This window comes from Streptomyces sp. NPDC038280 (genome assembly GCF_055600045.1).
In genome coordinates this window covers 37474-58493 of sequence record NZ_JBVJYZ010000001.1, presented here as the reverse complement: position 1 = coordinate 58493, position 21020 = coordinate 37474, and the positions used below count along the sequence as shown (strand labels likewise).

The following is a 21020-nucleotide window of genomic DNA, read 5'->3' as shown; positions in this document are numbered from 1 at the left end:
AGCTACCTCTCGCGCAGGCGGTGTGGGTGCGGGTGGGATGTCAGGGAGGGGAGGAACGGACGGGCGGGACGGGCATGGCGCCGGACGCCGGGGCGGGGGCCGGGGGCGGGGCGTGAGCGGGCTGGGGCGGGCGCGGGGCCGGCGCCCGGTGCCCGAGGCGCGGGCTCGCGGCGAAGCCGGGTCCCGAGACCCGGCCGGGGGGCTGGAGCCGGGGTCCGGCGCCGGGCTCGGGACCGAACCCGGCCCGGCGCCGCCCCCCACGGGCACCCCGGACCCGGTGCCGCGAACCGGCCCGGCGCCGCCCCCCCCGGGCCCCCGGGCCCGGGCCTAGACGCCCAGGTGGCGGGCCAGGAAGGCGACGCTTTCGGTGACGATCGGCGTCACGTCCGGGGCGCCGAGGAAGATGTGGTCCGCGCCGTCCACGGGGCGCAGGGTGACCTCGCCACCGACGCGTTCGAGTGCCTCGGTCAGGGTCTCGCTCTGGCTGTACGGCACAAGGCCGTCCGCCGTTCCGTGGATCAGGAGGAACGGCGGGGGCGTCGCGGGACCCACGTACGTGACGGGGCTGGCGACGCGAGCCAGCTCGGGCAGCTGCTCGTCCGTGCCGCCGAGGAGGGCGGTGAACGGATCGGGGTATTCGACGCCCGTCGGAGAGGGCGGCAGGGTCTGCGTGAGCAGCGGGCCGAGGTCGGAGACCCCGTACCAGTCGACGACCGCCCGGACGGCGGAGTCCTCGTCGCGTACTCCTTCGGCGCCTTCCAGCGCCGTACCGCCGGAGCCGTCGTGGACGAGCCCCGCGAGGGCCGCGAGATGGCCGCCGGCCGACTCGCCCCAGACGCCGATCCGGTCCTTGTCGATGCCGAGGGCGTCGGCGAACCGCCGCACGTACCGAAGGGCGGCCTTCACGTCGTGCAGCTGCGCCGGGAACGGCGCCTCCAGGCTGTGGCGGTAGTCGATGCACACCAGGGCAAGACCGGCGCGCAGGACCGTGCCGTGAAGCAGCTCCACCGGGACGGTCGGCGGGGGATAGCGCCGGTCGCCCTCCAGCCATCCGCCGCCGTGGATCCATACGACGGCCGGTACGGGGGCGGTCGACGCCGGTACGTGCACATCGAGAAGACGCGGCCGGTATCCGGGCGTGTTGGCGTAGGTCAGCGCGTCGAAGCGGCGCACGCCGTCCTCGCCGACCACGGGCGGGACGGGGGCGCGGAACGGCGGCGGCGGCCACCCGGCGTCGAGCCCGGCCGCGTCGAGCCCGGTCTCCGGGCCGGCCGCGTCGAGCCGGGTGGCCGGCCCCGCCGCCTGGTCGGCCGCGCCCTTGGGTGGTGATTGCGTCATGTCCGCCTCTTTCTGATCTCTGATGTCTGATCGCTGATCGGCGTGGGTGGGTGGCCTGAGGCCGGGATGTCGGCGAGCGTGCCGGCCGTCGCAACTTATGTCCGAAATGCCTTGCGCTCGACGAGAGGCCTGCTTAGGCTGTTACACGTGTAACACCGAAATCTTGCGACACCCTACACGTCACCGCAAGGCTCACAGCTCAGCTGATCTGTAGTCGGTTACACGAGTGGTGTCGGCGTCGCCGCCCTTCCTGCCGGGAGCCCGTCATGCTCACCGCCGTTTCCTCCTCGCGTCCCCCCGTGATCGCGCCCGCTCCGCCTCGTGGCTGTTGCTCGGTCCAGTGGGCGGTGAAGCCGACCCTCGCCACGGTTCCCAAGGTGCGCGCGGCCGCCCGTGCAGCCCTCGAAACGTGGCGCATCGCTCCCGACCGGTCGGAGCTCCTGCTCCTCGCCGTGAGCGAACTCGTCTCCAACGCCGTGCGGCACGCGGGAGCCGTGACCGACCGGCTGCGCGCCACGCTCACGCTCGGCGGCGGGTGGCTCCGGCTCGATGTCGCCGATGGTGATCCGTTTCTGCCGAGCCTCCCGCGGTGCGAGCCGCTGATCGACATGGAGGCGGAAGGCGGCCGGGGTCTCATGATCGTCGGCCTTCTGGTGGCCGAGGTCCAGGGCGAGGTCGCGGCGTTCCGTGACGGCGTCGGCAAGGTCGTCCGGGTCCGCATTCCCGCAGCCTGACGCTCCGCCCGAGCTTGCTCGCGCCTCGTGAACCCGCCCCCGCCCGCGCCTCGTGAACCCGCCTCCGCGCCGCTCACTCCCCCTGGGCGACATCCGTCTCTGCCGAGCCTGCTCCCGCCTCACGGTCCCCATGGGTCGGTCTCCGGGCAACGTACCGCCGACAGAGATTTTCATCGAGAAATCTTGACGCCCGTCAATTAAGCGCAATACTTGCGGCACTCCCTCTGCTGCCCCGAGATTGGTGCGCCCCATGGAGCTCTCCCCGTCCGCCCATGTGGACACGTTCTGCCGTGATCGGCTCCCCGCCCTCCGCCTCTGGCCCGAACTGCACTACGACCTCCCCGAGTTGCGGTACCCGGACCGTCTCAACTGCGCCGCGCGTCTGCTCGACGACGCCGTGGCCCGATGGGGCCCCGACCGCCCCTGCCTGCTGACCCCCACCGACCGGTGGACGTACGGCGAACTGCAGCACCGCGCCAACCAGGTCGCTCGCGTGCTCACCGAAGACCTGGGCCTGCGCCCCGGCAACCGCGTCCTGTTGCGCGGACCCAACAACCCCTGGCTCGTCGCCTCCTGGTTCGGTGTCCTCAAGGCGGGAGGCGTCGTGGTCACCACGATGCCGATGCTGCGCGCCGCCGAGCTCGCCCAACTGCACGACATCAGCGGCCCCGCCGTCGCCCTGTGCGACCACCGCTACGTCGACGAACTCCACGCCGCCGACACCCCCGGTCTGGTCGTCGTTCCATACGGCGGTCCTGGTGACCTGGACCTCACGCGGCGCTGCGCGACGAAGGACGACACGTTCTCCACGGTCGTCACCGCCGCGGACGATGTCGCCCTGATCGCCTTCACCTCCGGGACGACCGGGCGGCCCAAGGCGACGATGCACTTCCACCGGGACGTGCTCGCCAACGCCGACACGTTCTCCCGCCATGTCCTCAAGCCGCGGCACGACGACGTGTTCACCGGCACACCGCCGCTCGCCTTCACCTTCGGACTCGGTGGCCTGGTCGTCTTTCCCCTCCACGTCGGGGCGGCGACGCTGCTCATCGAGCAGGCCTCGCCCGAGCGGCTCGCCGACCTCGTCGCGGAACACGGCGTCACGGTGCTGTTCACCGCGCCCACCGCGTACCGCGCGATCATGGCGGCCGGGGCCGTGGACCGTCTGGCGGGCCTGCGCCGGTGCGTGTCCGCCGGGGAGGCCCTGCCCGCCCAGGTGTGGGAGAGCTTCCACGCCGCGACGGGCCTGCGGATCATCGACGGCATCGGCGCCACCGAGATGCTCCATGTGTTCATCTCCGCCGCCGACGACGACATCCGGCCCGGGGCCACCGGCCGGCCGGTCCCCGGCTACCGGGCGAGGGTCGTCGATGAGGCGGGAGAGCCCGTACCCGACGGAGAGCCGGGCCTGCTCGCCGTCACGGGCCCCACCGGGTGCCGATACCTCGACGACCCGCGCCAGCGCACGTACGTCAGGAACGGCTGGAACATCACCGGTGACACCTACATACGGGACCGCGACGGCTACTTCTGGTACGTGGCCCGCAGCGACGACATGATCGTCTCGTCCGGGTACAACATCGCCGGCCCCGAGGTCGAGAAGGCGCTCCTCACCCACCCCCACGTAGTGGATTGCGGCGTCGTCGGCGCTCCCGACGACACGCGCGGAATGGTCGTCAAGGCGTACGTCGTGCTGCGCCCCGGTGTCGGACCCGGGGACGTGACCGTCAAGGAACTGCAGAACTACGTCAAGGGCGTCATCGCGCCCTACAAGTACCCACGCGCCGTCGAGTTCGTCGCCGAACTGCCGCGCACCAGCAATGGAAAGCTCCGCCGCGGGGAGCTGCGCAGGCGGGCGGGCAGCGCGATCGGCTGACGCCCCTCACCCGCCCGCCGCCCACCCGGGGCACCGAGCGCCGGCCCGGCGACCCCGGTGCCCGGCCGCGCCCCAGGCCCCGCCGCTTCCTCCCGCTTCCCCTCCTCCCCTTTCCTCCCTCCCTCCACTCCTCTCCCTCCACTCCTGTATCTCTCCGTCCCGCTCAGCTTCCGCACGTTCACAGCCCCGGATCCGGCGACGCCGGCCGACGAAAGGCACGACCCCCATGCACGCGTCCACTCCGCCCCCCCGCACCCCCACCGGACCTGCCCAGCGTCGTCATCGAGCGACGGGTCGAGTGGCCCGACACCGACGCCGCCGGCCACTACCACCACTCCACCGTCGTGCGCTGGGCCGAGGCGGCCGAGGCGGTCCTGCTCCGGCGGCTCGGGCTGGCCCATCTCTTCGGGAGCACCCCGCGCGTCCACTTCGAGGCCGACTACCGCGCGCGTCTGTGGTTCGGCGACCCGGTCCGCATCGAACTGCGCGTCACCAAGGTCGGGACGTCGTCGCTGCATTACGCCTTCACGGTGCGCGGCGGCGAGGGCGGCGAGGGCGTCGGCGAAGCCGTGGCCACCGGCCGAATGACGATCGTCCACTCGGCCGCGCGGGCCACCGGCTCCACGCCCTGGCCCGACGAGGTCCGCGAGGTCCTGTCCACGGCCGGCCCGCAGTCTCCCGAACTGCCCGGATCCACAAGGAGGACGCCGTGCGCATAGCAGTCATCGGCGGAGGGCCCGGCGGGCTGTACTTCGCGGCTCTGGCCAAGCAGCTCTGCCCGGAGGGGGAGATCACCGTCTGGGAGCGCAACGCGGCCGACGACACCTTCGGATTCGGTGTGGTCTTCTCCGACGAGACGCTCGGCGGAATCGCGGAGGCCGACCCGGAGATCTTCGCGGCCATGTCGGCCGGGTTCGCTCGCTGGAGCGACATCGACGTCCACTACAGGGACCAGGTCCTCACCTCGGGTGGCCACGGGTTCGCGGCCCTGGGACGCAAGCGCCTGCTGGAGATCCTCCAGGAGCGGTGCGCCGCGCTGAACGTCGACGTCCGGTACCGCACGCAGGCGCCGCCCGCCGCTCAACTCTCCGCCGATTACGACCTCGTGGTGGCGAGCGACGGTGTGCGCTCGGCGACGCGGAGCGCGTACGCGGAGACCTTCGTGCCGGATCTCGACGAACGGCGCTGCCGCTACATGTGGCTCGCCACGGACAAGGTCTTCGAGGCCTTCACCTTCATCGTCGCGGAGCGGGACTTCGGCACGCTCCAGGTCCACGCGTATCCGTTCGACGCCACCCGCAGCACCTTCATCGTCGAGATCGACGAGGACTCCTGGCGGCGCGCGGGCTTCGACAGGTTCGCCGAACGCGACCATCCCGCCGGAACCAGCGACGAGGACAGCATCCGGCTGTGCGAGGAGATCCTCGCCGGCCCTCTCGGGGGCCACCGCCTCATCCCGAACGGCTCCCGCTGGATCCGCTTCTCGACGGTGCGCAATGAGACGTGGCGGCACGGGAACGTGGTGCTGCTCGGGGACGCGGCCCACACCGCGCACTTCTCCATCGGCTCCGGCACCAAGCTGGCCATGGAGGACGCGCTCGCCCTGGCGGCCTGCCTCCGGGAGCACCCCGACGTCCCCACGGCCCTCGCCGCGTACGAGGCCGAGCGCAAGCCGGTCGTCGAGTCCACCCAGCGGGCCGCCCAGGCGAGCCTCGAGTGGTTCGAGAACATCGGCCGCTACACCGGGCAGGAACCGCTCCAGTTCGCCTTCAACCTGCTCACCCGCAGCCGCCGTGTCACCTACGACAACCTGAGGGCGCGCGACGAGCGGTTCACCGGAGCGGTGGACGCCTGGCACGCGGCAGAGACCACGGCGGTCGCGTCCGCGGGCAGCCGCTCCCCGGCGGCCGCGCCCAGCGACAGCCGCTCCTCAGCAGGGGCGCCGGCCCCGTCGTCCGGCGGCAGCCGTCACCCCGCGGCGGCACCGGCCTCCCCGGCCCTCGGGGCCGTACCGCCGATGTTCCGGCCCTTTCAGCTCGGAGGCCTGCGGGTACGCAACCGGATCGTCGTGCCGCCCACCGCGCTGTACGCGGCGCACGACGGTGTGCCCGGCGACTTCGAACTCGTCCATCTCAGCACCCAGGCGCTCGGCGGCTCCGGTCTGGTCCTGGCGGGCATGACGGCCGTGAGCGCCGACGGGCGCGCCACGTCCGGGTGCCCTGGCCTGTACGCGGACGAACACGAGGCCGCCTGGCGGCGGATCACCGACTTCGTCCACCGGCAGTCCGACGCGCTCCTGGGCATCCAGCTCACCCACGCCGGCCGTCGCGCCGCCACCGGCACGCCCCGGGCGGACGGCCGGTGCCTGCCCCTCGGCGAAAGCGGCCGGCCCCTGGTGGCCGCGTCCGCGCTTCCGTGGGACCCGGCCAGTGCCACCCCGCGCGAGGCCACCCGCGCCGACATGGACGTCATCGCCCGCGACTTCGTCGCCGCGGCCCGCCGTGCCGACCGGGCCGGATTCGACGTGCTCGAACTGCAATACGGACATGGCCATCTGATGTCCGGCTTCCTGTCGCCGCTGACCAATGTGCGCACCGACGCGTACGGCGGGACCCTCGAGCGGCGGCTGCGGTTTCCCCTGGAGGTGCTGCGGGCCGTCCGGGCCGTCTGGCCGGCGGGCAAGGCGCTCCTCGTCCGCGTCTCGGCCACCGACTGGGCCGAAGGAGGCACCAGCGAGGCGGACGCCGTGGCGATCTGCCGCGCCCTGGCGGACGCGGGAGCGGATGCCGTCGACGTCTCGACGGGCGAGGTCGTCGCCCACGAACGGCCCCGCTACGGACGCAGTTACCAGACGCCCTACGCCGACATGATCCGCAACGCGACCGGCGTCCCCACCATCGCCGTGGGCGCCATCTCGACGTACGACGACGTCAACTCGATCATCCTGGCCGGCCGGGCCGACCTGTGCGCCGTGGGGCGTGCCCAGCTGCACGACCCCCTCTGGACGCTGCACGCCGCCGCGGCCCAGGAGTACACCGGCCCTGCCGCGCCCTGGCCGGCGTCGTGGAAGGCGGGGAGCGGCAGACCGCCGGGTGCCCGCACCGACCGCGTTCCGCCCCGCCTCCAGCTGCTGCGCGAACCTCCCGTTCCCGCACGCAGGCGCTGGGCCGCGCCCACCGGGAGCGCCGCCGCCGCACCGGCGACGGTCAGCTGACATGGCCCGCCCGCCCGACCAGCCCGGAGGGGGCGCCGACATGGCCCGCCCGCCCAGGGTCCGAGGAGAAGAGTGATGCAGAACCTGCCCCGCTTCACGGCCGCCGCCGTCCAAGCGGCCCCCGTCTATCTGGACCCCGACGCGACCGTCGACAAGGCCGTCGCCCTCATCGCGGAGGCGGCCGGCAACGGCGCCTCCCTCGTGGTCCTGCCCGAGGTGTTCGTCGCCGGATATCCGTACTGGAACTGGACGATGAACCCGGTCCAGGGCTCCCCGTGGTTCGCGCGGCTCCGCCACGCGTCCGTCGACGTCCCCGGACCGCACGTCGACACACTCCGCGCGGCGGCCCGCCGGCACGGTGTCGTGGTCGTCATCGGCGTCAACGAGCGCAGCCCGCGCAGTCTCGGCGTCCTCTACAACACGCTCCTCACCATCGGCCCGGACGGCGAACTGCTGGGGGCGCACCGCAAGCTCGTGCCCACCTGGGCGGAGAAACTGACCTGGACGGGCGGCGACGGCAGTTCCCTCGCGGTCCACCACACGCCCATCGGGCCGCTCGGCGTGCTGGCCTGCGGCGAGAACACCAACACACTGGCCCGCTTCACCCTGCTCGCGCAGGGCGAGCTGGTGCACGCGGCCGGCTACATCGCGCTCCCGGTCGCCCCCGAGGACTACGACATGGCGGACGCGATCGCCGTCCGTACCGCCGCGCACAGCTTCGAGGGCAAGGTCTTCTCCGTCGTGGCCTGCTCCACCATTTCGCCGGAGATCGTCGACACCGTGGCCGGGGACGACAAGGACGTACGGCGCATGCTCGCCCGTCCCCGCAGCGCGCTGTCCGGCATCTTCGGACCCGACGGCCGTCCCGTCACCGAACCGCTGGTCGACGACGAGGGCATCGTCTACGCCGAGATCGACCTGGCCGCGTGCGTCCAGCCCAAGCAGATGCACGACATCGTCGGCCACTACAACCGCTTCGACGTCTTCCAGCTGCATGTCGACAACACCCCGCGCACCCCCATGACGTTCGCCGCGCCACCCGTTGGCCGCGAACCGGCCCCCGCGCCCCTTCCCAACCCCGCGTCCCATCCCACCCCACCGCCCCTTCCCACCGCCGGTTCCAGCGCCGCCCCCGCGCCTCTCGCGAGCGGCAGCACCGGCACTCGTACCGGCGGCAAGCGCACAGCCACAGGCACAGGCACCCCCAAGGAGGACTCATGACCACCGAGTACGACGACGACAGGCTGGGCCGGGCCCGCGTGGCCGACACCCCCGAACTCACCGCCTACTACGGCGAACTCGCCGAGTTGGAAGCCGGCGCGCTCTGGACCGTCGCCAACGACATCGAGCCCTGGTACCCACAGCCGAAGTCCGTGCCCGTCCTGTGGCGCTACCAGACGCTGCGCCCCCTGGTCCGCAAGGCGCTCGACCTGGTCGCGGCCGATGACGCGGGCCGCCGGGTGGTCATGCTCGTCAACCCCGGCCGGCGCGACGTCAGCGCCGCCGCCGGTCTCCTCTACACCGGCCTGCAGATCATGGGGCCCGGCGAGGCCATGACCGCCCACCGGCACCAGGCCGCCGCCCTGCGCTTCGTCCACGAAGGCACCGGCGCCTGGACCATCGTCGACGGACAGAAGCTCAAGGTCGGGCCGCGCGACTTCGCCATCACACCCAACGGCACCTGGCACGAGCACGGCAACGACTCCGACGACGGCCCCGTCATCTGGCAGGACGGCCTGGACATCCCCCTCGTCAACGCCCTCGACGCGGGCTTCTACGAGGTCCACCCGGAGCTCTACCAGAAGCCCGGAAAGGTGATCAATTCCTCCGTCCTCACCTATGGCGCGCACCTGCTTCCCTACGGTGCGGAGAAGTGGACCCGGCCCTACTCGCCGCTCCTCGCCTATCCGTGGGAGCCGACCTATGAGTCGCTGCGCGACCTGGCCAGGGCCACGGAAGGCTCTCCGTACGACGGAGTGATCGCCGAGTACACCAGTCCGCTCACCGGCGGTTCCGTCATGCCGACCATGGGCGCGCACATGCAGCTGCTGCGGCCCGGGCAGGCCACCCGGGCCCACCGTCACACCGGCTCGGTCATCTACACCGCGGCCAAGGGGCACGGCGTATCAGTGATCGCCGGACAGCGCTTCGAGTGGCGTGAGGGCGACATCTTCTGTGTGCCGTCCTGGGCCTGGCACGAGCACGCGAACCTCGACCCGAGCGAGGACGCCTGCCTCTTCTCCTTCAACGACTTTCCCGTGATGCGCTCACTCGGCTTCCACCGGGAAGAGGCGTACCCCGACAACGGCGGTCACCAGCCCGTCGCCCAGTCCACCGGCTCTCCCGCCGCCTAGGCGCCCGCGTTCCTTCCGACCGCCTCACGACCGACCCCCCAACCCGCATCCCCGCGAGGAGCTCCACCCCATGCGCCTGGTGACCTACACCCCCGCCCACGCGTCCCCCGCCCCCGACACCTCCGCCCGGCTCGGCGCGCAGGTCGGCGACCGCGTCATCGATCTCGCCGTACTCGCACAGCATCGCGGCGTCCAACTGCCGCACTCCCTCAAGGACTTCATCGAGGCGGGCGCCGAAGTCCACGACACCGCGCGGCGACTGCTCGCCGACGACCCGGCCGGCCTGCCGGCCGAAGCCGTCCACCGCCTCGACGAGGTCTCCCTGCGCGCCCCGCTGCGTCCCGGCAAGATCATCGGCGTCGGTCTCAACTACGTCGAGCATGTGGAGGAGTCCAGCCGCAGCCTCGACACCGACAAGGACCTTCCGCCGCGACCGGTCCTCTTCGGCAAGCCCGCCACCGCCGTCACCGGCCCCGGGCAGCCGATCCTCCACAACGGCGATCTGACGAGCCGGCTCGACTGGGAGTGCGAACTCGCCGTCGTCATCGGCCGCACCGCCTTCCGCGTCGACGAGGAGGACGCGTTCGACCACGTCTTCGGCTACAGCATCGTCAACGACATCAGCGCCCGCGACCAGCGCCGCTCGGGCCAGTGGTTCTTCTCCAAGGGCCAGGACTCCTACGCGCCCTTCGGGCCCGCCGTGGTCACCGCGGACGACGTCCCCGACCCGATGGCGCTGGACCTCGAACTGCGGGTGAATGGTGTCATCAAGCAGAAGTCGAACACCCGGCACATGCTCTTCCCCATCGCCCGCCTGATCGCCGACATCTCCTCGGGCATGACCCTGGAGCCCGGCGACGTGATCGCCACCGGGTCGCCGTCGGGGGTGGGTGCCGGAATGGTCCCCCCGGAGTTCCTGGTCCCCGGCGACACCGTCGAAGCCACCGTCGAGGGCATCGGCACCCTGTCCAATCCCGTCGTCGACGCCCGCTGACCCGTCTCCCGTCCCTTCCGCCGCCCCGTTCCCCGTCGACCCGTCCGTCCTTCGACCCCTCCGTCCTTCGACCGGACCGTCAGGAGCACCCCCGTGTCCCACCGCACCTACCGGATCGGCCAGATCGTGCCGAGTTCCAACGTCACGATGGAAACCGAGATCCCGGCCATCCTGCGCGCACGCGAGCGCGTCGCGCCCGAACGGTTCACCTTCCACTCCAGCCGTATGCGCATGACCCATGTGACGCCCGAGCAGCTCAAGACCATGGACGCCGACTCCGACCGCTGCGCCGTCGAACTGTCCGACGCCGAGGTGGACGTGCTCGGCTACGCCTGCCTGGTGGCCATCATGAGCATGGGCCCGGGCTACCACCGCACGTCCGAGCGGCGCCTCCACGGCCGTACGGTGGAGAACGGCGCCCCGGCGCCCGTCGTCACCAGCGCAGGCGCCCTCGTCCACGGCCTGCGCACGCTCGGTGCCAAGAAGATCGCCCTTATCGCCCCGTACATGCGCCCGCTGACGCGGACTGTCGTGGACTATCTGACGCACGAGGGCATCACGGTGCTGGACTACGCGGCGCTCGAGATCCCCGGCAACCTCGATGTCGCCGCGCACGATCCCGCCAGGCTGCCCGGGCTCGCCGACGCCCTGGACCATGCCGACGCCGATGCCGTCGTGCTCTCGGCATGCGTCCAGATGCCGTCCCTGGGAGCCGTCGAGGAGGCCGAACAGCTTCTGGGCAAGCCGGTCGTCTCGGCCGCGGTGTGCACAGCGCACCAGATGCTGCGCGCGCTCGGTCTCCCGGCGACGGCCCCCGGAGCGGGGCACCTGCTCTCCGGCGCCTACGCCGACGCGCCGCTGCCCCAGTGGGAGGAGACCACCCCATGACCGCCCCCGCGCCGCCCGGTCCGCCCCTCGGGCGGCGCGGGGCACTGGATAGGATCGCCACCGCATACGACGGAAGGCGATCATGTCGGACAGCTCCATCAGGCCCAGCTCATTGATCAACACGGTCTACGGAGCGTTCCTTCGCCGTCTGGGCGGCTGGGCCTCCATCGCCGATCTGATCGTCCTGATGGCCGCGCTCGACGTCGACGGGCCGGCGGTGCGATCGGCGATCTCCCGCCTGAAGAAGCGGGGGATCCTGGAGCCGGAGCGGCGGGGCGCCACCGGCTACCGCCTCAGCCCGGCCGTCCACCCCGTCTTCGACGAGGGCGACCGGCGCATCTTCGGAAGCCTGGCACCGGCCGACCTGGCCGACGGCTGGGTGATGGCGGTCTTCTCCGTACCCGAGTCCGAGCGCTCGCACCGCTACCAGCTGCGCACACGGCTGACCTGGCTGGGCTTCGGCAACATGGCCCCGGGCGTGTGGCTGGCTCCCGGCCGGCTCCTGGACGACGCCCGGGGCGCGCTTGTGCGCCTCGGGCTGAGCGAGTACGTGCACCTCTTCACATCCGAGTACGCGGCGTTCAGCGAGCTGCGCACGTCCGTCAGCACCTGGTGGGACTTCCCGGCGATCCAGGCGCAGTACGCCGCCTTCACCGACACCTTCGGCCCCGTCGCGGACCGTCTGGCCTCCCGGGACGGCATGGACACCGCGGAGGCCTTCCGCCATTACGTGCCGATGCTGACCCAGTGGCGGCGGCTGCCCTACCTGGACCCGGGACTCCCGGAGGAACTGCTGCCGGACGACTGGAACGCGGTCGCCGCGCGGCAGGTGTTCCAGCAGCTGCACGCCGTCCTGGCACCGCCGAGCCTGCGGTACGTACAAGACGTGACGGGCCTGGCCGAGCGAAAGGCGGAGGGCTGAGCCGCCGCCGCGCGAAGCGCCCCGCATCGGCGTCTCGGCTAGTGTGGATCGGTAGGTAGAGGGCCCCTCGGGGTGAGGTCGGTGCGTTGGACACACACCAGTCGACGAGCCAGGTCCCGGAGCCGCCGCTGGCGGCCGTCGGATACGCGGGTGTGCTCCGTGAGCTGCTGCCGATCGCGCTGTGGCGCGAGGACGCGGACGGCCGCATCGAGGAGTGGTCGCTGGCCGCCCAGGACCTGCTCGGCCACCAGGCCGAGGACGTCATCGGCCGCCCTGCCGCGTCCCTGCTCGTCCCCGACGTCAACCGGGAGCTGGCCGACCAGCTGACACGGCAGGTCCAGGCGGGGGAGACCGTCGTCGGAACGCTGCCCGTGCGGCACCGCGACGGTCATCAGGTGACGATGGAGATGTGGATCGTCCCCGCCACCGACGCGCGGGGACGGCCGGGAGCTCTGCTGATCGCCGTGGAGACCTCGGAGGTCCTGCGGATGCGGGACTCCCTGGCGGCCCTGGAGAGCCTCTTCACCCAGTCGCCCATCGGTCTGGGCACGCTCGGCCCCGACCTGCGGTTTCTGCGGGTGAACGACGCGCTGGCCCGGATGAACGGGGTCTCCGCCGCCGAGCACCTGGGTAAGCGGCTGACCGAGGTGGTGCCCGGTGTCAATGCCACGGCGCTGGAGTCGATGATGCGGAAGGTCCTGGATCGGGGCACGCCCGTCGTCGACGCCCGCCGCACCGGCCGGACCCCGGCCGACCCCGAGCGCGAGCGGACCTGGTCCTGCTCCTACGCCCCGCTGATCGACAACGCCGGCCGGCGCCTGGGTCTGATCGCCTCCCTCATCGACATCACCGAGGGCCAGCAGGCCCAGATCGACGCCGAGCGCGCCCGCCACCGCTTCGCCATGCTCGCCGAGGCCGGCACACGGATCGGCACCACCCTGGACCTGCGGCAGACGGCCGAGGAAGTGGTGCAGGTCCTGGTGCCCCACCTCGCCGACTCGGCCGACGTGCAACTCCTCGAGGAGGTACTCGACCCGGACGAGGCCGCCGCCTCCACCCGTGGTGTGGTCCGCCGCCTGGCGGCCGCCTTCCCTGATCCGACCGCCCCCACCGCCAAACTGAAGCCCGGCATGACCCTCCAGCTGCCCATCGACTCGGTCTACGAGCGGGTCATCGCCGGCGGACGGCCGATGAACCTCTACCAGTCGGACATCCCGGCGCTGATCACCGATCCCCGGGCCGCCAAACTGCGCGACTACCTCGCCACCAGCATCGGCTCCGCGCGGATGATCCCGCTGGTCGCCCGTGGCAAAGTGCTCGGCGCGGTCGTGGTGACCCGGCTCCGCGGCCGCGAGCCGTTCGACGAGCAGGACTGCGTCCTCATCGACGAACTGGTCGCCCGCGCGGCGCTGAACATCGACAACGCCCGGATGTACACGACCCAGCGGGAAGCGGCGCTGACTCTCCAGCGCAGTCTGACGAACAGTGCGCTCCCCGCCGCCACCGGGCTGGAACTGACCGGGCGCTATCTGCCCGCGAGCGACCACGACGTGGGCGGCGACTGGTTCGACGTCATCGCGCTGCCCGAGGGAAGAACCGGGCTCGTCATCGGGGACGTGATGGGCCACGGCATCCATGCGGCGGCCGTCATGGGGCAACTGCGCACGGCGGTACGCACGTTGGCGCGGCACGACATCTCCCCCGCGCAGATGCTCAGCTCCCTCGACGCCGTCGTGGCCGACCTGGGCGAGGACGAGATGGCGACGTGCGTCTACGCCGTCCACGACCCGGCGTCCGGCGCCTGCGTGATCGCCAGGGCCGGCCACCCTCCGCCGCTGGTGGCCACGCCGGGTGGACCGGTCACGTTCCTCCACGGCCCGCCCGGCACGCCGCTGGGCACGGGAGGGCAGGACTTCCGTACCGAAGAGGTGCCGCTGCCCCCCGGCAGCCTGTTGGTCCTCTACACCGACGGCCTCATCGAAGCCCGCGACAGGGACCTCGACCAGGGGATGGACCAGCTCGCCGGGGCGCTGCTCCGTCTCGACCAGCCGCTGGACGAACTCTGCGACGGCATCCTCGGCCGGCTGCTCCCCGGCGCCGCCCAGGACGATGTGGCCGTGCTCCTCGCCCGTACCCTCGGAACGTGACACCCCCGGACGCTCCGGCTACCTCGGCGCGTGGTCCCGCGTACGCAGGACGAGCGGGCCCGGAAGCGCCGGATGCGAGGCCCTAGGAGCCGGGGGCGCCCGTGACGAAGTAGTCGGAGTCCTTCGGCCGGACATCGTGGGACACGCGGGGGCGGGGCGCCGGTTCCAGATGGGGGATGTGCTTGGAGCAGTGGACGTAGGCCTCGTCCACCGTGATGTGCACCCAGAATTCGGGCCGTCGGCCCGGAGCGGTGTCGAAGGGGAGATGCGGATACGCCCGCCGCTGGTCGTCGTCGCCGTGGAGGCGGGCGGTCCCGTTGACGTGCAGCCCTATGTGGTGGCGGCTGAAGTCCATGAACAGCAGCCCGAGATGGGGGTTCTCCAGCATGTTGCCCGCGCTGGCCAGGACGCCGTTCCCCCGGTACTCCGGGTAGGTGAGGGTCCGTTCGTCCAGGTCGACGACGAATCCCGGCGGTCCGGCGCGGAAGGTGGAGTCGCAGGCGCCGCCGGCGTCGGCCGTGGCCAGGAAGACCATGGTCTGCTGGCGTATGAACCGCCGCATGTCGGGGGTGAGATGCGGCTGAACCTGGCGGTCGTAGAAGCCCGCGGCCCGCTCGGCCGTACCGAGGCTGTGCTGCAGCATGCGTTCACCGCTGGTCGTGGGGGCGCCCCCGTCGTGGCGATTCACAGCAGATCGGTCTCTTCCTGTTGGGCGCGTGCCGGGTCCAAAGAGGCGTTCAGGAAGGGAAGGGTACGACGGGCGGACGGCAATCGACCCCCGGGGGTTGTGTCAGGTCTGTGAGTCGATACCGGTGACGGCCGCGGGACCCATCGGCGCCTCGTCCTCGGAGAGGCCCGCCTCGCCCAGGGCGGCGGCCGTCGCGCGCCGCGCCGCGTCCTCGGCGCTGCCGCTGTCGTCCGCCTCGACCTCCAGGCGGACCGTGAAGGTGCCGTCGTCGTTCACGGTCAGAATGTCCAGGTCCTCCATCCGGCCGAGGGTGGTGTGGCGCGGATCGGCCGGCCGGAGACGCCGCACGAACGCGGCCCTGGCGTCGTCGTTCGGCTCCCGCAGGAACGTGCCCGGAATCGTGATGACGTACGTGGTCACGTGGCTCTCCTCGGACGAAGGTGGACCGCTTCAGACACTGTGCTCATTGAACACGCGCAGGCGGCTGCGCGAGGACTCCGCTCCGGCGGTGCCCGCCCGAATGGCCTGAGCCCTGTCCATCCCGGCCCAGCCCGCGCCGGCCTCCGCGTGGACCTCCTCGCGGGCGTCCTCCACGCCGAAGTACGTGAACAGCTGCTTCTCGTCCGCCACGGACAGGCTCTGCCGGGTGACGGCGGGGGCCGCCGCGATCTTGGCCGACGTGAAGGGGACCAGCAGACGGTCCGGAGCGGCGATCGCGTCCCTCAGGGGGACGAACCTCTCGCCGAAACCGGACGAATCGCTACGTACCAGCGCCCACTCGGGCCGACCCGTGGTGTCGTCCAGCAAGAGATGGACGACGGTTCCGACGCCGACGCCCTCCGCGGCGTAGACCGGCTGTCCGGCCAGCGTCGCCAACCGTTCCTGGGAAATCATCGCTGCTCCTCGCTGTTTCTCGCTCTGCTGTCGCCGCGCCCTGCCCGGAGCGCCTTACCCGTGGCCCTTCCCGTAAACGGGGTGTCGGGAGGCGCGGCGGAGGCGCGTGGGGGCGTGCCGAGGGGGAGTGAAGGTGTGGCGTACGCTCCGGGCCGCCCTCCCACCTGTGGCCTTCGTCATGAAAGTCGATGGGTGCAAGGTGCCGCATGTGCGGGTAAGGGGGAGTCGAGCGGGCGAGGGGGGAACCGTGGTGTTGACGGGCGAGCGCGTGACTTTCACACGAGGCACGACGACATGCCGAGCCCTTGAGCGGAAGGCAGGGCATCAGGTGGCGGTGGGGACAACGCCGACGGACGAAGCGTGTGAGCGGTCGGAGCGCGCGTCAGCGGCTTTCAGTGATTCGCAGGAGGCGATCGCGGCGGCGAGGGACTTCGTCGGAGTCTTTCTCTCGGTGCGGGCCGCCGGAGGCGCGGTGAGGCCGCGGACCATCGACGACGCACGGCTGGTGGTCAGTGAGCTGGTGACGAATGTCGTCCGGCACGCTCCCGGCCCGTGCCGCGTGGACCTGGGACTGAAGGGCGGAGTACTGGACATCGCCGTCTCCGACACCCGGCCCGAGGCTCCCGTCGCGGAGGCACCCGATCCCGGCAGGATCGGGCAGCATGGGCTGGAGATCGTCCTGGCCGTCTGCGAGAGCGTGAAGGTCGAGCCGCTCCCTTCGGGCAAGCGGGTGCGGGCGCGGCTCGCGGTGCACTGACATCCCCGGGCGAGTGTCGAGTCGAGGACCTCGGCGCCGGAGCGCGGCGCCGACGCGGTGTGGAGGAGGAGAAGCGGAATGGAGCTCGCGCGGGTGGAGGTACGGGGTGAGGTACATCCATCTGGAATCGGGGTGCTCAGAGTCGGCGGCGAGCTCGATTTCGACGGGGTCGACGCCTTTCTGGAGGCGTTCACGGCACTCCGGGCACAGGGGAGCAGCAGTCTGCTGCTCGACCTGTCGGACCTGAGGTTCATGGACTCCTCCGGAGTCAACGCCCTCCTGCGGGCCTATCAGGGCACGCAGGGTTCCGGCGGCTGGATGCGGCTGGCGTGCCTCCAGCCGCCGGTGCGCAAGGTGATCGAGCTGGTGTGCCTGGACGACGTCATCCCGCTGTACGCCAGCGTCGACGACGCCCTCGCCGCCTGAGGTCCGGCACGCCGCGCCGGACGACACACCCGCGTCAGTAACGCCCCCTGCCCCTCCCTGCCCGCGCCCACCGGTTCTGATGGATCGTCAGATGATGTACTACTCAAGGTAGTTGAAGTCGGCCGAGGCCGGGCAGACGGCAGTCATGAGTGATCTTGACGCTGTCGCGGCCGGGGGTGGCCACCGGATATGACGATGCCCGTACGCCGGCGTGGACCGGCCTTCAGCCTTCGGCAGACCATCCTGTTCTTCGGGCTCCTCGCGCTCGTCCTGTGCGGCGTCGGGCTGACGCTGAAGGTGATCGCGAGACAAGCCGGGCAGCATCCCCTCGTGGGCGTCGCCGCCGCGCTCCTCCTCCTCGGCGCCGCGGCGGGGCTGCGGAAGGCACGTCGGCGCCGGGCCGTCGGCCGGGCCGCCGAAGCGGTGGTGGAGGCCACGCACCAGATGGCCGGGACGCTGAGCGACGACCCCGCCGCCGCGCTCCCGGCCGGGCCGGCGCAGGATGCCGGAGCGGCTCCGCGGACCTTCGAGGCCGCGGACTACGCCGCCATGGATCCGGCCGTCTTCGAGCAGGCGGTCGCGGCCCTGTGCGAGCGGGACGGATGCCTGGACGTCGAGGTCGTCGGCGGCGCGGGCGACCTCGGCGCCGACGTCACGGCGACCGCCCCGGACGGACGCCGCGTCGTCATCCAGTGCAAGCGCTACGGCCCTTTGAACAAGGTCGGCTCCCAGGACGTACAACGCTTCGGAGGGACGTGCTTCGCGGTTCACGAGGCCCATGTCGCGGCGGTCGTGACCACGAGCGAGTTCACCCAGCCCGCCACTGACTACGCCGAGCAGTGCGGGATCCGCTGCGTCGATCTGGACGGCCTCGTCGCCTGGACCGACGGCGCGGGCCCCGCGCCCTGGGAGGAGGCCGTCTGAACACGGTTTTCCCGAAGGACTTCCGGCCGGGTTTGGGGCCGGGCTCCGACGGTCAGCCGAAGGGGACGGTCCCGCCCGTGATCCCGGGCGGACCCGACCGTACGCGCACCACATCCGCACATCCCTGGAGAGGAAGGATCACCAGCCAATGACGGACTGGCGACAGGACTGGCGACACGACGGCGCCTGCCGGGACGAGGACCCCGACCTCTTCTTCCCCCTCGGCAACACGGGCCCCGCCGTGCTGCAGGCGGAAGAGGCCAAGGCGGTGTGCCGGCCCTGCCCCGTGCGGGAGCGGTGCCTGGCGTGGGCGCTGGAGGCGAGTCAGGACATTGGCGTCTGGGGCGGCCTCGACGAGAACGAACGCCGCATACTCAAGCGGCGCACCGCCCGCCGCCGGGCCAGGGCCGTCGGGGAGTGAGGCCGGGGGAGTAGCGCGGGGGAGTGAAGAGCGACGGCGTGACTGATCGTCGGCCGGGTAAGCGGGCCACGTCAGCACACGCCGTCCGCGGCTTCGCCACCACGGGAGCGAGTCGGCGCCGTCGGACCCGGAGGACCGGAGGACACGGATGAGCGTCACCGACTTCGTCAGACACGACGACGCCACGCCCCTCGACGTGGCGCGGTGCGACACCGAGGACCGCAAACAGAGGCTCCGCCGCCGCCTGGAGCGCCTCATCGGCGTCGCGGCCACCGAAGGGAACGAGCTGCTGCCGCTGCGCAACGGCGTGGAGATCTTCCCCGCCATGCTCCAGGCCATCCGAGGGGCCGAACACACCATCGACATGATGACCTTCGTGTACTGGCGCGGCGAGATAGCCCGCGAGTTCGCGTCCGCCCTCGCCGGCCGCGCCCGCGCCGGAGTACGCGTACGACTGCTGCTCGACGGCTTCGGCGCGCGGCAGATAGAGACCGCCCTGCTCGAGGAGATGGACACCGCGGGCGTGCAAGTGGCCTGGTTCCGCAAGCCGCTGTGGCTCTCCCCGCTGAAGCAGAACCACCGCTGTCACCGCAAGGCCCTGATCGTCGACGAACACACCGCGTTCACCGGCGGCGTCGGCATCGCGGAGGAGTGGTGCGGCGACGCGGGCGGCCCCCGCGAGTGGCGCGACACCCATGTCCGGGTCCGCGGGCCCGCCGTCGACGGCATCGCCGCGGCCTTCGCGCAGAACTGGGCCGAGTGCCACGCCGAACTGTTCGACCACCGCGACCGCTTCTCCACCCATGCCCAGCACGGCGACGCGATCGTCCAGGTGGTGCGCGGGTCGGCCAGCATCGGCTGGCAGGACATGCAGACCCTCATCCGCATCATGCTCACCTCCGTGGAGAACCGCTTCCGTCTGGCGACCGCCTACTTCGCGCCGGACGAGTACTTCATCGGACTGCTCTGCGAGACCGCGCGGCGCGGGGTACGGGTCGAGATCCTGCTGCCGGGCAGCCACACCGACCAGCGCGTCAGCCAGTTGGCCGGCCAGGGCCACTACGGCGACCTGCTCGCGGCCGGCGTCGCCATCCGCCAGTACGAGCCCACCATGATGCACGCCAAGATCATCACTGTGGACGGTGTCGCGTCCCTGATCGGCTCCACCAACTTCAACCGCCGTTCCATGGACCACGACGAGGAGGTCATGCTCGCCGTGCTCGACGAGGAGTTCACCGCCACCCTCGACCGGCACTTCGACGAGGATCTCGCCCGCAGCCGCGCCGTCACCCTCGCCGACTGGGAGGCCCGCCCCTTGGCCGAACGCGTCAAGGAGGCGGCGGTCACCCCGCTTCGGCGCTTTCTCTGAGGCGCGCGGCCCCGTATTTTTCGCAACTCGCGGAGAAGATGTGGGCATAGGAGGTGGAGCCCGGGGTAGACGCGGCTCACTGGACGACTCCGGTACCAAGACAGAGTGCGTGCTGATTATGGGAGGGAACAGGACGATGGCGACTGTGGTGGCGACGGCGGCGACGACGGCGACGGGGACGGTGACGGAGGGCGGCATCGCGGAGCTGCCGGTGGTCGAGAACCCTCAGCAGGTCGCGCCCAAGGACGCACGCGCCCTGTCGAAGCTGTTCTTCGACCAGCTGGTGACGCTCGAGGAAGGCACGCCCGAGTACCAGTACGCCCGTAACACCCTGGTCGAGATGAACATGTCCCTGGTGCGCTACGCCGCCGGCCGATTCCGCAGCCGTGGCGACCAGATGGAGGACATCGTCCAGGTCGGCATGATCGGCCTCATCAAGGCCATCGACCGCTTCGACCTCTCGCGTGAGGTGGAGTTCGCCACCTTCGCCGTGCCGTACATCGTCGGCGAGATCAAGCGCTTCTTCCGCGACACCTCCTGGGCGGTGCACGTGCCGCGGCGCCTCCAGGAAGCCCGCGTCGAACTGGCGAAGGCCACCGAGGAGCTGAGCACCCGCCTCGGCCGCGCCCCCAAGGTCAGCGAGCTGGCCGCCCTGATGAACCTCTCCGAGGACGAGGTCATCGAGGCCCGGCTGGCGTCCAACGGCTACACCTCCAGCTCCCTCGACGCTGCCATCAACGGCGGCGAGGACGACGACGCCTCGCTGGCCCACTTCATCGGCGCCGAGGACCCCGCGATGGAACTCGTCGAGAACTTCCACGCCCTGGCCCCGCTCATCGAGCAGCTCGACGACCGCGACCGGCGCATCCTGCACCTGCGCTTCGTCGAGGAGCTCTCCCAGTCGCAGATCGGCGAGCAGCTCGGCGTCTCCCAGATGCACGTCTCGCGACTGCTGACGCGGGTGCTGACACGACTGCGCGAAGGCCTGCTCACCACGCGCTGAGCGCCCAGTACGACGCGGGGCCGCGGTCCGTTCCCCTCCGGACCGCGGCCCCGCTCCACGCCCGCGCCGCC

At 71.6% G+C, this 21020-nt stretch carries 20 protein-coding genes; 16 read left to right on the top strand and 4 right to left on the bottom strand.

The features are described from left to right. Positions 1–327 precede the first annotated feature (327 nt). Positions 328–1338, bottom strand: coding sequence for an alpha/beta hydrolase fold domain-containing protein (locus tag ACZ7J0_RS00280; protein ID WP_470882727.1), 1011 nt, complete (start codon positions 1336–1338; stop codon positions 328–330). A gap of 266 nt (positions 1339–1604) precedes the next feature. On the opposite strand from ACZ7J0_RS00280, the gene ACZ7J0_RS00275 reads away from it, so the two are divergent. The 10 genes from ACZ7J0_RS00275 to ACZ7J0_RS00230 all read left to right on the top strand — a co-directional run bounded on the left by ACZ7J0_RS00275 (position 1605) and on the right by ACZ7J0_RS00230 (position 14467). Then, positions 1605–2072, top strand: a complete 468-nt coding sequence (locus ACZ7J0_RS00275; RefSeq protein WP_470882726.1) for an ATP-binding protein — start codon at positions 1605–1607, stop codon at positions 2070–2072. 250 nt (positions 2073–2322) lie between these two features. After that, a complete protein-coding gene (locus ACZ7J0_RS00270) occupies positions 2323–3948 on the top strand; it encodes an AMP-binding protein (RefSeq protein WP_470882725.1) in 1626 nt (541 codons plus the stop codon). Continuing rightward, positions 3945–4667, top strand: coding sequence for an acyl-CoA thioesterase (locus ACZ7J0_RS00265; protein ID WP_470884057.1), 723 nt, complete (start codon positions 3945–3947; stop codon positions 4665–4667). The genes ACZ7J0_RS00270 and ACZ7J0_RS00265 overlap by 4 nt, the downstream gene beginning before the upstream one ends. After that, positions 4658–7162: a bifunctional salicylyl-CoA 5-hydroxylase/oxidoreductase gene (locus ACZ7J0_RS00260; protein WP_470882724.1), complete on the top strand. Its 2505-nt coding sequence runs from the start codon at positions 4658–4660 to the stop codon at positions 7160–7162. The genes ACZ7J0_RS00265 and ACZ7J0_RS00260 overlap by 10 nt, the downstream gene beginning before the upstream one ends. Positions 7163–7237: 75 nt before the next feature. Then, the gene (locus ACZ7J0_RS00255) at positions 7238–8383 is read left to right on the top strand and encodes a carbon-nitrogen hydrolase family protein (protein WP_470882723.1); all 1146 of its coding nucleotides are present in this window, start codon (positions 7238–7240) and stop codon (positions 8381–8383) included. Next, positions 8380–9516, top strand: coding sequence for a cupin domain-containing protein (locus tag ACZ7J0_RS00250; protein ID WP_470882722.1), 1137 nt, complete (start codon positions 8380–8382; stop codon positions 9514–9516). The genes ACZ7J0_RS00255 and ACZ7J0_RS00250 overlap by 4 nt, the downstream gene beginning before the upstream one ends. Before the next feature lie 70 nt (positions 9517–9586). After that, entirely contained in the window at positions 9587–10510 is a 924-nt protein-coding gene (locus ACZ7J0_RS00245) for a fumarylacetoacetate hydrolase family protein (RefSeq protein ID WP_470882721.1), read from the top strand. Positions 10511–10657: 147 nt separating this feature from the next. After that, positions 10658–11398 carry a maleate cis-trans isomerase family protein gene (locus ACZ7J0_RS00240; RefSeq protein ID WP_470884055.1) on the top strand — a complete coding sequence of 247 codons (741 nt, stop codon included), beginning with the start codon at positions 10658–10660 and terminating at the stop codon, positions 11396–11398. An 82-nt stretch (positions 11399–11480) separates the two neighbouring features. Then, positions 11481–12320, top strand: coding sequence for a PaaX family transcriptional regulator (locus ACZ7J0_RS00235; protein ID WP_470882720.1), 840 nt, complete (start codon positions 11481–11483; stop codon positions 12318–12320). Positions 12321–12406: 86 nt separating this feature from the next. Then, positions 12407–14467, top strand: coding sequence for a SpoIIE family protein phosphatase (locus ACZ7J0_RS00230; RefSeq protein WP_470882719.1), 2061 nt, complete (start codon positions 12407–12409; stop codon positions 14465–14467). 82 nt (positions 14468–14549) lie between these two features. Here the strand turns inward: ACZ7J0_RS00230 and ACZ7J0_RS00225 are convergent, their stop codons facing one another. The 3 genes from ACZ7J0_RS00225 to ACZ7J0_RS00215 form a co-directional block, all read right to left on the bottom strand. Beyond that, positions 14550–15110, bottom strand: coding sequence for a pyridoxamine 5'-phosphate oxidase family protein (locus tag ACZ7J0_RS00225; RefSeq protein ID WP_470882718.1), 561 nt, complete (start codon positions 15108–15110; stop codon positions 14550–14552). 147 nt (positions 15111–15257) lie between these two features. Beyond that, positions 15258–15575, bottom strand: a complete 318-nt coding sequence (locus ACZ7J0_RS00220) for a hypothetical protein (RefSeq protein ID WP_470882717.1) — start codon at positions 15573–15575, stop codon at positions 15258–15260. Between the two features lie 30 nt (positions 15576–15605). Next, positions 15606–16049 (bottom strand): PRC-barrel domain-containing protein, encoded by a 444-nt coding sequence (locus ACZ7J0_RS00215; RefSeq protein ID WP_470882716.1) that lies wholly within the window; start codon positions 16047–16049, stop codon positions 15606–15608. Between the two features lie 178 nt (positions 16050–16227). Between ACZ7J0_RS00215 and ACZ7J0_RS00210 the strand changes: the two genes are divergently transcribed. From ACZ7J0_RS00210 to ACZ7J0_RS00185, 6 genes are all read left to right on the top strand, one after another. Further along, entirely contained in the window at positions 16228–16806 is a 579-nt protein-coding gene (locus tag ACZ7J0_RS00210) for an ATP-binding protein (protein ID WP_470884053.1), read from the top strand. A gap of 78 nt (positions 16807–16884) precedes the next feature. Next, entirely contained in the window at positions 16885–17232 is a 348-nt protein-coding gene (locus ACZ7J0_RS00205; protein ID WP_470882715.1) for an STAS domain-containing protein, read from the top strand. A gap of 189 nt (positions 17233–17421) precedes the next feature. Beyond that, a complete protein-coding gene (locus ACZ7J0_RS00200) occupies positions 17422–18156 on the top strand; it encodes a restriction endonuclease (protein ID WP_470882714.1) in 735 nt (244 codons plus the stop codon). Between the two features lie 148 nt (positions 18157–18304). Further along, positions 18305–18577: a WhiB family transcriptional regulator gene (locus tag ACZ7J0_RS00195; protein ID WP_470882713.1), complete on the top strand. Its 273-nt coding sequence runs from the start codon at positions 18305–18307 to the stop codon at positions 18575–18577. 148 nt (positions 18578–18725) lie between these two features. Further along, positions 18726–19946 (top strand): phospholipase D-like domain-containing protein, encoded by a 1221-nt coding sequence (locus ACZ7J0_RS00190; protein ID WP_470882712.1) that lies wholly within the window; start codon positions 18726–18728, stop codon positions 19944–19946. Positions 19947–20082: 136 nt separating this feature from the next. Then, the gene (locus ACZ7J0_RS00185; RefSeq protein ID WP_470882711.1) at positions 20083–20949 is read left to right on the top strand and encodes an RNA polymerase sigma factor SigF; all 867 of its coding nucleotides are present in this window, start codon (positions 20083–20085) and stop codon (positions 20947–20949) included. Positions 20950–21020 lie beyond the last annotated feature (71 nt).

What these genes read in the sequence shown, in the direction of transcription:
- ACZ7J0_RS00270 (WP_470882725.1), top strand. Translation starts at nt 2,323, where the DNA reads ATGGAGCTCTCCCCGTCCGCCCATGTGGACACGTTCTGCCGTGATCGG.
- ACZ7J0_RS00205 (WP_470882715.1), top strand. Translation starts at nt 16,885, where the DNA reads ATGGAGCTCGCGCGGGTGGAGGTACGGGGTGAGGTACATCCATCTGGA.
- ACZ7J0_RS00200 (WP_470882714.1), top strand. Translation starts at nt 17,422, where the DNA reads ATGACGATGCCCGTACGCCGGCGTGGACCGGCCTTCAGCCTTCGGCAG.
- ACZ7J0_RS00190 (WP_470882712.1), top strand. Translation starts at nt 18,726, where the DNA reads ATGAGCGTCACCGACTTCGTCAGACACGACGACGCCACGCCCCTCGAC.
- ACZ7J0_RS00240 (WP_470884055.1), top strand. Translation starts at nt 10,658, where the DNA reads ATGGAAACCGAGATCCCGGCCATCCTGCGCGCACGCGAGCGCGTCGCG.
- ACZ7J0_RS00195 (WP_470882713.1), top strand. Translation starts at nt 18,305, where the DNA reads ATGACGGACTGGCGACAGGACTGGCGACACGACGGCGCCTGCCGGGAC.
- ACZ7J0_RS00235 (WP_470882720.1), top strand. Translation starts at nt 11,481, where the DNA reads ATGTCGGACAGCTCCATCAGGCCCAGCTCATTGATCAACACGGTCTAC.
- ACZ7J0_RS00245 (WP_470882721.1), top strand. Translation starts at nt 9,587, where the DNA reads ATGCGCCTGGTGACCTACACCCCCGCCCACGCGTCCCCCGCCCCCGAC.
- ACZ7J0_RS00225 (WP_470882718.1), bottom strand. Translation starts at nt 15,110, where the DNA reads ATGCTGCAGCACAGCCTCGGTACGGCCGAGCGGGCCGCGGGCTTCTAC.
- ACZ7J0_RS00275 (WP_470882726.1), top strand. Translation starts at nt 1,605, where the DNA reads ATGCTCACCGCCGTTTCCTCCTCGCGTCCCCCCGTGATCGCGCCCGCT.
- ACZ7J0_RS00210 (WP_470884053.1), top strand. Translation starts at nt 16,228, where the DNA reads ATGAAAGTCGATGGGTGCAAGGTGCCGCATGTGCGGGTAAGGGGGAGT.
- ACZ7J0_RS00215 (WP_470882716.1), bottom strand. Translation starts at nt 16,049, where the DNA reads ATGATTTCCCAGGAACGGTTGGCGACGCTGGCCGGACAGCCGGTCTAC.
- ACZ7J0_RS00255 (WP_470882723.1), top strand. Translation starts at nt 7,238, where the DNA reads ATGCAGAACCTGCCCCGCTTCACGGCCGCCGCCGTCCAAGCGGCCCCC.
- ACZ7J0_RS00250 (WP_470882722.1), top strand. Translation starts at nt 8,380, where the DNA reads ATGACCACCGAGTACGACGACGACAGGCTGGGCCGGGCCCGCGTGGCC.
- ACZ7J0_RS00185 (WP_470882711.1), top strand. Translation starts at nt 20,083, where the DNA reads ATGGCGACTGTGGTGGCGACGGCGGCGACGACGGCGACGGGGACGGTG.
- ACZ7J0_RS00280 (WP_470882727.1), bottom strand. Translation starts at nt 1,338, where the DNA reads ATGACGCAATCACCACCCAAGGGCGCGGCCGACCAGGCGGCGGGGCCG.